Origin of the sequence: Verminephrobacter aporrectodeae subsp. tuberculatae At4, from assembly GCF_000193225.1 — a bacterium.
In the GTDB taxonomy this organism is placed as follows: Bacteria; Pseudomonadota; Gammaproteobacteria; order Burkholderiales; family Burkholderiaceae_C; genus Acidovorax; species Acidovorax aporrectodeae.
This window is the reverse complement of the sequence record NZ_AFAL01000991.1, coordinates 1-3,874: the sequence shown is the minus strand read 5'-3', so window position 1 is coordinate 3,874 and position 3,874 is coordinate 1. Positions and strand designations below refer to the sequence as shown.

Annotated in this window: 3 protein-coding genes and 1 pseudogene; 1 reads left to right on the top strand and 3 read right to left on the bottom strand. The window is 69.4% G+C overall.

The features are described from left to right. A pseudogene (locus tag VTU_RS34295) lies at positions 1-313 on the top strand (hypothetical protein); the annotation flags it as partial. A 64-nt stretch (positions 314-377) separates the two neighbouring features. Here the strand turns inward: VTU_RS34295 and VTU_RS0124260 are convergent. The 3 genes from VTU_RS0124260 to VTU_RS0124250 form a co-directional block, all read right to left on the bottom strand. Further along, the gene (locus tag VTU_RS0124260; RefSeq protein WP_010110286.1) at positions 378-2,375 is read right to left on the bottom strand and encodes an ABC-F family ATP-binding cassette domain-containing protein; all 1,998 of its coding nucleotides are present in this window, start codon (positions 2,373-2,375) and stop codon (positions 378-380) included. Beyond that, a complete protein-coding gene (gene prmB, locus VTU_RS0124255) occupies positions 2,372-3,292 on the bottom strand; it encodes a 50S ribosomal protein L3 N(5)-glutamine methyltransferase (RefSeq protein ID WP_010110284.1) in 921 nt (306 codons plus the stop codon). Before prmB ends, VTU_RS0124260 begins: the two co-directional genes overlap by 4 nt. After that, a partial coding sequence (locus VTU_RS0124250) for a M20/M25/M40 family metallo-hydrolase (protein WP_010110283.1) occupies positions 3,289-3,874 on the bottom strand: 586 nt, incomplete at its 5' end. The genes VTU_RS0124250 and prmB, both read right to left, overlap by 4 nt.

Sequence of the window (3,874 nt, the reverse complement as noted above, 5' to 3'; positions counted from 1 at the left end):
CGGCGGTGCAGACACCGACTTCTTCTTCGACGAAACCGGAGCCGACACGCTTGACGGCGGTGCAGACACCGACTTCTTCTTCGACGAAACCGGAGCCGACACGCTTGACAGTAGAGCGGGCAACGACAATTCGGGCGATGCCTACCATATCGAGCGCTTCCAGACCTCGAACGGCAATGTCCTGCTGGACAGCCAGGTGAATGCCCTGGTGTCTGCGATGGCGGCCTTTGCGCCGCCGCCTGCGGGGCAGACCACGCTGGCGGCCGATTACCAGACGGCTCTGGCTCCGGTGTTGGTTGCGGGCTGGAACTGATGGGCCCTGCCTGCGCAGGCCTTGTGGCTACCGGGCGGGCGCGGGCGGGTGGGTGCCGCCCTATTCAGGCCGCCGCCAAGAGCGCTTCCAGTGCGCAGGAGATTTCCAGCCAGCGTTCCTCCAGCCGGGCGGTCTCGTCGGCGACGGCCTTCAGGCGCCGGCCGCATTCGGCGATTTCGGCGGCAGGCAGGGCTTCTTGGGCGAGTCTTTGTTCCAGCGCGCTGCGCTCGGTGAACAGGGCCACCAGGCGCGCGTCGATTTGTCCGATTTCTGTTTTCAGCGGCCGGGTCTTTTCGGCGTGCTGCTGGCGGGCCAGGGCGTCGAGTCTGCGCTGTTCCCGGCCGTCGCGCAGGGCGGCAATGGGCGCGGAGGTCGGAGCGGGGACCGCAGGCGCTTCGGCGGAATCCGCCGTGCGCGCGGACCGCGCTGCCGGTTCGCGCAAGCGTTTCGCCTCGTCGAGCAGATAGCGCTGGTAGTCGTCCAGATCGCCGTCGAACGGCGCCACCGCGCCGCGCCCCACGAGCCAGAACTCGTCGCATACGGCGCGCAGCAGTGCGCGGTCGTGGCTGACGAGCAGCAGCGTGCCTTCGAAGCCGTTGAGCGCCATGGACAGCGCCTCGCGCGTGACCAAGTCCAGGTGGTTCGTGGGTTCGTCGAGCAGCAGCAGGTTGGGCCGTTGCCAGACGATCATGGCCAGCACCAGGCGGGCCTTTTCTCCGCCGCTCATGCTGCCCACGGCCTGCCGGGCCATGTCGCCGGAAAAATTGAAGCTGCCCAGGTGGTTGCGCAGTTCCTGTTCGCGGCCGGATTCCCGGCCGTCGGCCTCCATGTCCCGGGCCAAGCGCAGCATGTGTTCGAGCGGGTTGTCGGCCGGGCGCAGCAGGTCCAGTTCCTGCTGGGCGAAGTAGCCGATGCGCAGGCCCCGGCCTTCGGTGATGCGGCCCGCGAGCACCTTCATCTGGCGGGCAATGGTCTTGACCAGCGTGGATTTGCCCTGCCCGTTGGCGCCCAGGATGCCGATGCGCTGGCCGGCCAGCACCGAGCGCCCGACGTGGCGCAAGATGGTGTGCGCGCTCCCGTCCACGCCCGCGCCCGCGTAGCCAAACACTGCGTCCGTGATGCTCAGCATCGGGTTGGGCAGCTGCGCCGGCTCCTTGAAGTCGAAGCCGAATTCGGCGTCGGCCAGCACGGGCGCGATTTTCTCCATGCGCTCCAGGGCCTTGACGCGGCTTTGCGCCTGCTTGGCCTTGCTCGCTTTGGCCTTGAAGCGGGTGATGAATTTTTGCAGCTGCGCGACCCGGTCCTGTTGTTTCGCGTAGCTCGCCTGCTGCAATTCCATCTGCTGGGCGCGCAGCGCTTCGAAGCGGCTGTAGTTCCCGCCGTAGCGGGTGATCCGGGCGTTTTCGATGTGCAGCGTGACGTCGGCGACGGCGTCGAGGAACTCGCGGTCGTGGCTGATGGTGATCAGCGTTCCCGCGTAGCGCGCGAGCCAGGATTCGAGCCACACCAGCGCGTCCAGGTCCAGGTGGTTCGTGGGTTCGTCGAGCAGCAGCAGGTCGCAGGGGCAGATCAGCGCGCGCGCCAGTTGCAGGCGCATGCGCCAGCCGCCCGAGAAGCTGTTCACGGGCTGCTCGAGTTCCGCCACCCGGAACCCGAGCCCGAGAATCAGCGCCTGCGCGCGCGCCGTGGCGTCGTGCGCGCCGGCGTCGGCCAAATCGGAATGCGCCTGCGCGATGGCCATTCCGTCGCCGCCGTCCTCGGCCCTTGCGAGCGCCGCGCGCAAGCCGGTCAGGCGGCTGTCCCCCTGGAGCACGAACGCCGTGGCGGACTCGGGGGTTTCGGGCATGTCCTGCGCCACCTGCGCCATGCGCCACTGCGCGGGGACGAGGTATTCGCCCGCGTCCTCATGCAGTGTGCGGTTGAGCAGGGCCAGGAGCGAGGATTTGCCCGCGCCGTTGCGCCCCACCAGGGCGACGTGCTCGCCCGCGTTGATGGTGACCGAGACCTGGTCGAGCAGCAGCTTGCTGCCCCGGCGCAGGCTGAGGTTTTTGAGGACGATCATTCGGCGAACGCCAGGCCCTGGCGCGTGATCAGCAGCACCTGGTCCGGGCCCGCGCTGGTGTCCAGCCAGTGCACGGGCAGCCGCGCGAACGCCGCCTCAAAGGCGGCGCGCCCGTTGCCGATTTCCAGGATGAGCAGCGCGTCCTCGCCCATGCACGCCGGGGCGTGCGCGAGCAGTCGGCGGATGAAGTCCATTCCGTCGGCGCCGCCCGCGAGCGCGAGCGCGGGCTCGGCGCGGTATTCGGCGGGCAGGGCCGCCATTGCGGCTGCGTTCACGTAGGGCGGATTGCACAGGATCAGGTCCCACGGGCCGGGCAGCGCGCGCAGGCCGTCCGCGCATTGCAGTTCGATGCGCTCTTGCAGGCCGTGCCGCTCGACGTTGATGCGCGCCACGGCGAGCGCGTCGGGCGAGATGTCCGCGCCCGTGACCGCCACCTCGGGCCAGGCGATTGCGGCGAGCACCGCCAGGCTGCCGTTGCCGGTGCACAGGTCGAGCACGCGGCGGGTGTGCGCGCCCAGGAAATCGTCCACGCTGCCGTCGGCCAGCAGTTCGGCGATGAGGCTGCGCGGCACGATGGCGCGCTCGTCAACGTAGAACGCAAGGCCCTGGAGCCAGGCCTCGCGCGTCAGGTACGCGGCGGGCTTGCGGGTGCGGATGCGTTCGGCAAACAGCGCCGCGACCTGTTCCCGCTGCGCCTGCGCCACCGGCTGCTGGCCCAGGGCGGCGTCCGACAGGTCGCTGTCCAGCGGCAGGCCCAGGCGCCAGAGAACGAGCCAGGCGGCCTCGTCGTACGCATTCGTCGTGCCGTGACCGAAGGAGACGCCGGACGCGGCCAGCCACTGCGCGCCCGACGCGACCAAGGCGCCCACGGTGGATCCCGCGAGCGTTGGCTGCGGCGCGGCGGCGCAGTCGCTCATGCCAGGGCCCGTGCGTGCAGGTTCTCCAGGGTGCGGCGGTAGATGTTCTTGAGCGGTTCGATGTCCGCCAGCCGCACGTGCTCGTCGATCTTGTGGATGCTCGCATTCGGCGGGCCGAGCTCGATCACCTGCGGGCATATCCGGGCAATGAAGCGGCCGTCGCTCGTTCCCCCGGTGGTGGAGAGCTCGGTGCTCAGCCCGGTCTCCGCGGTGATGGCCTGCCCGACGGCGGCCAGCAGCTCGCCCGGCGGGGTCAGAAAGGGCTCGCCGCCCAAGGTCCAGCGCAGCTCGTACGTCAGGCCATGGCGCTCCAGCAGCGCGTGCACGCGCTGTTGCAGTCCCTCGGCCGTGGATTCCGTGGAAAAGCGGAAGTTGAAATCCACGACCACTTCGCCGGGGATCACGTTCGTCGCGCCGGTGCCGCCATGCACGTTGCTGATCTGCCAGCTGGTGGGCTGGAAGAACGCATTGCCCTGGTCCCAGACCGTCGCGGCCAGTTCCGTCAAGGCGGGCAGCGCCTGGTGGATGGGGTTGCGCGCGAGTTGCGGGTACGCAATATGCCCCTGGATGCCGCGCACGCTG

Coding starts and splice junctions, on each gene's coding strand:
- VTU_RS0124260 (WP_010110286.1), bottom strand. CDS start 2,375: ATGATCGTCCTCAAAAACCTCAGCCTGCGCCGGGGCAGCAAGCTGCTG.
- prmB (WP_010110284.1), bottom strand. CDS start 3,292: ATGAGCGACTGCGCCGCCGCGCCGCAGCCAACGCTCGCGGGATCCACC.